3 protein-coding genes are annotated in these 4,277 nt (G+C 69.3%); all 3 read right to left on the bottom strand.

Translation table 11 applies throughout. The annotated features are described in order from the left end of the window. Positions 1–323 precede the first annotated feature (323 nt). The 3 genes from D180_RS11085 to D180_RS11075 all read right to left on the bottom strand — a co-directional run bounded on the left by D180_RS11085 (position 324) and on the right by D180_RS11075 (position 3,728). Positions 324–1,253, bottom strand: a complete 930-nt coding sequence (locus D180_RS11085; RefSeq protein WP_026144587.1) for a dihydrodipicolinate synthase family protein — start codon at positions 1,251–1,253, stop codon at positions 324–326. Between the two features lie 109 nt (positions 1,254–1,362). Beyond that, positions 1,363–2,769, bottom strand: coding sequence for an MFS transporter (locus D180_RS11080; protein WP_017912849.1), 1,407 nt, complete (start codon positions 2,767–2,769; stop codon positions 1,363–1,365). Between the two features lie 104 nt (positions 2,770–2,873). Then, entirely contained in the window at positions 2,874–3,728 is an 855-nt protein-coding gene (locus D180_RS11075; RefSeq protein WP_017912848.1) for an IclR family transcriptional regulator, read from the bottom strand. Between the last annotated feature and the right edge of the window lie 549 nt (positions 3,729–4,277).

Genomic DNA, 4,277 nt, shown 5'->3' with positions numbered 1-4,277 from the left:
CCCCCCGCCGCTAGCAACGAGACGCAGGAAAGAGAACGGGACATGGGACGCTCCACGGACGAGACGAAGCACTCGCCGGACGTGCGCGGTGGGTGCGCGGCGACGCGGCAGTGCGCGAAGGGAAGACACCTTCCGGTCGTGGAGCCGCAGCACGGCGTCGCGTCCGTCGGCGACGGGCACGCCTGTGTGCAGACCTGTGGGGGACCGGCAAAGAAACGCGAGGGCAGACCGGAACGCGTTGCGGCGCCGAGGCGCACGCCATCGCCGCAGCGGATGGGCCGCGCAACTGCGCGGCCCATCGAGCTGGAGGCAACCCGTGCGGGTCAGCCCACCTTGCCGAGGCCGGCGGCGGCCATCGCCGCAGCGATCTCCTTGTCGGCGCCCTCGGCCAGCGGCAGCAGCGGCGAACGCACCGTGGCGTGATCGAGCAGGCCGCGCGCGACCAGCGCCCACTTCAGCGCCACCGAGCCTTCCATGTGCGAGCCGCGGTGATAGACGCTCTTGGTCACCGGCAGCAGACGGTCGTGCAGTGCGCGCGCCTTGGCGTAGTCCTTGGCCTTGCCCGCGGCGATCATCTCCAGCAGCGGCTCCGGGGCGATGCAGCCGTAGCCCACCAGCGCGCCATCCACGTCGAACATGGTGTGCAGCAGATACTCGTCGTGGCAGGTCAGCACCGGCACGTGCGGGCGCTCCTTGCGGAACACCGGGATCTCGGTGTCCCAGCGCTTCATGTTGCGCACGCCGTTCTTCATCGCGACCACGCCCGGCAGCGCGGCGATCTCCAGCAACGTCTCCAGGTCGTAGGTGGCCTTGGTCGCGTCCGGGTACTGGAACAGGATCATCGGCAGCCCGCTGGCCTCGTGGATGGCCTTGTAGCGGTCCTGCGGCGCGCCCTTCTGGTAGCCGAAGCGCAGCCAGCCGTGCGACGGATAGATCAGGCCGGCGGAGGCGCCGGCGGCGACCGCGCGCTTGGCTTCGTCGGCGGCGACGCGGGTGCCTTCCAGGGTGATGCCGGCGATGATCGGGATGCGGCCGTCGACGGCGTCGCGGAAGGCGGTGATCACCTTGGCCTGTTCGTCGCGCTCCAGGAACGTGCCTTCGCCGGCGTGGCCGAGCACGGTCAGGCCCTTGACCCCGTCGATGCCGCCGAGCCAGGCGCCGATGCGCTTGATCGCGGGATAGTCGACGGCGCCGTCGCGGGTGAACGGGGTGACCGGGGCGGGGACCAGGCCTTTCAGGTCGATGGTGCTCATGCTCATTTCCTCTTCTTTGGATCAACGGGGGATGGAATCGAACGCGGGGTCCGACGGGGGTGGTGCGGAGGTGTGGCGCGATGCGCCGGCGGCAGTGCCGGCGCTGCGTTCAGGGCGACAGCTGTTCCAGCGATTTGCCCTTGGTTTCCAGGGCGAAGCGCCAGGTCACGACGGCGCCGACCAGCAGCACGGCAGCGAAGGCGGCGAACACGTAGCGGATGCCGAGTCCGGCGATCACCGCGCCGACCAGCAGCGGCCCGCAGGCCGAGCCCAGGCGCAGCCAGGCGCTGCCCAGTCCGGTGCCGATGGCGCGGATGCGGGTGGGGTAGAGCTCGGCCGAATACAGGTACAGCGAGAAGGTGATGGTCTGCACCGCGGCATAGCCCAGCGCCGCGAACACCAGCACCTGCGGCGCCGAGGTGCCGCCGAGCGCCGCCAGTGCCAGCAGCGGCAGCCCGCCGGCGGCGAACGCCAGTCCGTACCAGCGCTTGCGCCCGACCTTGTCGATCGACAGCGCGCACACCACAGCGGCGGCGACACCGGCCAGCGAGGTGAAGAAGCCATAGGCGATGCTCTGCTGCAGCGACAGCCCGAAGTGCGTGCGGTACAGCGTCGGCAGCCAGGTGATGATGCCGTTGGCCACCAGGTAGGAGCAGAACCACAGGCTCCAGATCACCAGGGTGCGCTTGCGATAGACGCTGCCGAACAGCTCGCGCCAGTCCGAGCGCTGCGCCTTGGGCAGCGCGCTGCGGTCGAACACCGGCGCCGGCAACGGGCCATGGTGGCGCTCGGCGCTGCGTTCAAGTTCGGCGACGATGGTGTCGGCCTGGGCGTAGCGGCCCTTGGAGGCCAGCCAGCGCGGCGATTCGAACATGAAGAAGCGCAGCGGAATCATGATCGCCGCCGGGATCAGCCCGACCATGAACATCGCCTTCCAACCGTAGGCCGGCACCAGTAAGTAGCCGATGCCGCCAGCGGCGACCAGGCCGAGCAGGAACATCACCTCATACAGCAGGAAGAAGCGCCCGCGCTTCTTCGAACCGATCAGTTCGTTGATGTAGGCGCTGGCCACCGGCACCTCGCCGCCGGTGCCGATGCCCTGGACGAAGCGGAACGCGATCATCGCCGCGGCGCTGCCGGCGAACAGGCAGGCCACGTCCATCGACACGAACAGCAGGATGGTGAACAGCAGCACGTGCAGGCGGCCGATGCGCTCGGCCAGCCAGCCGAAGAACACCGAGCCCAGCAGTTGGCCCAGGTAGCCGGCCGACAGGATCGTGCCGATCTGCGCCGGCGACAGCTGCCATTCCTTGGTCAGCACTGGCATCGCGTAGGCGATGGCGATCACCGTGTAGCCGTCGAAGAACGTGGCGGCGCCGACGATGTTGCGCGCCCACCACACCTTGCGGGTGATCGGCAGGCGTTCGAGGCGTGCGCCGATCTCCGCCTGCGCCTCGGCGATGGAGGGGGTGCGGGCGGTGGCGTTGGCGGTGGGGGCAGGGGCTGTGGTGGGCATGAGCATCGTGGCTGCCTTTCGCAGGACAAGGGGACCCCGACGCGGACGCCGAAGCGTCCACGCAGCGAGACCGACAGAGAGGGCCGGGCGGTGGCCCGGGCGGATCAGGTGCTGGGGGCGGTCACGGCAACACTCCCGCTGGCCTGGATCGCGAAGGCGATGTCCTTGGCGGCCAGCAGCGTCGGCTGCAGGGCGGTCTCCAGCAGTTCGGCGTGGCTGGTGCGCACCGACGGCGCGGCGACACTGATCGCGCCGAGCGGATAGTCGTCCGCATCCAGCACCGGGACCGCCAGCACGCGCAGGCCCTCCGTCAGCATCGACTCCAGGATCACGTAGCGGTCGCGGCGGATGCTGTCGAAGGTGCGCCGGATCGTGGCGATCTCCGGCGTCTGCGCACCCTGCACGTCGACCCCGGTCACCCGCGTCACTTCCGCCGGCGCCAGGTGCGCCAGCATCGCCAGGCCGATCGCCGTACGGGTGCTGGGCACCGTGGTGCCGATGCGGATGTCCACGCCCAGGCGGGTGATGCCGGCGCGCACGCGCTCGATGTAGAGCACGTCGGGGCCTTGCAGCACCGCGAAGCTGGCCGCTTCGTTGACGTCGCTGACCAGCGTGCGCAGCAGCGGCCGCACCACGCTGCGCAGGTCGCGGCGGGCGATGGCGTGGAAGCCGAGGTCGAGCACCTTCAGGGTCAGGCGGAAGCGGCGGCTCTCCGGCACGCGGTGCACGTAGCCCAGCTCGACCAGGGTGTTGAGCATGCGGAAGGTGGTGCCGGGATCGAGCCTGGCCAGGGCCGCGATCTGGCTCAGCGACAGTTCCTCGTGCTCGGACGAGAACGCCTCGAGCACGCGAAAGCCCTTGGCCAGCGACTGCACGGTGCTGCGCAGCTTCTTGTCCCCGGCCTCGTCGCCGTCGTCGGGCGCGGCGCCGGCCGCGCGCTGGGAAGTCGTCTTGATCATCTGCAGTTCCTGGAGGACCCGGGGGAATCGCCAGCTTGCTCGACCCGCCCGATCCTGTCGCTTGACAAGTGAATTTCGGATTGCGAAAATTATTTCGAAATTTCATGCCAAGACTCCGCCCGGGCGCTCGATGCGTCAAGTTGCGGCGCAACATGCGTGGGCGGTTATCCCTGCGCGTCGACGATCCGTAGCTTCGAAACCTCCGAAAGACGAGTCATCGCCTGCTGTGAGTTGCGTAGGCGCGAGGCCATGCCGCGCCGTCGCGCGATGTCCGTGCTTGGGGCGGCGCCTATTTATCGCGAGGCACGTGGCGTCGCGTCTGTATCGCCAGGTAGACGAACGCGGCCGTGCGCGGCGATGTCAGCCGTGCTGGCAGACAGCGGCATGGCGGCATCGATACCGTGATGCATGGCTCGAACGACCCGACAGACGCCGCCCCCGCCGGCGCAGACATGGTGGCAAGCACTCTCGTTCAAGCGCACCGCCGCCGAGGTCTCGGCAGTGCTGGTGGTGATCGGCGCGACCTACGGCTTCGTGCAGTACGTGGAG

Source organism: Xanthomonas sp. SHU 166, from assembly GCF_000364685.1.
Classification (GTDB): domain Bacteria; phylum Pseudomonadota; class Gammaproteobacteria; order Xanthomonadales; family Xanthomonadaceae; genus Xanthomonas_A; species Xanthomonas_A sontii.
This window is presented reverse-complemented; position numbering and strand designations above follow the sequence as displayed.

Coding starts and splice junctions, on each gene's coding strand:
- D180_RS11085 (WP_026144587.1), bottom strand. CDS start 1,253: ATGAGCACCATCGACCTGAAAGGCCTGGTCCCCGCCCCGGTCACCCCG.
- D180_RS11080 (WP_017912849.1), bottom strand. CDS start 2,769: ATGCCCACCACAGCCCCTGCCCCCACCGCCAACGCCACCGCCCGCACC.
- D180_RS11075 (WP_017912848.1), bottom strand. CDS start 3,728: ATGATCAAGACGACTTCCCAGCGCGCGGCCGGCGCCGCGCCCGACGAC.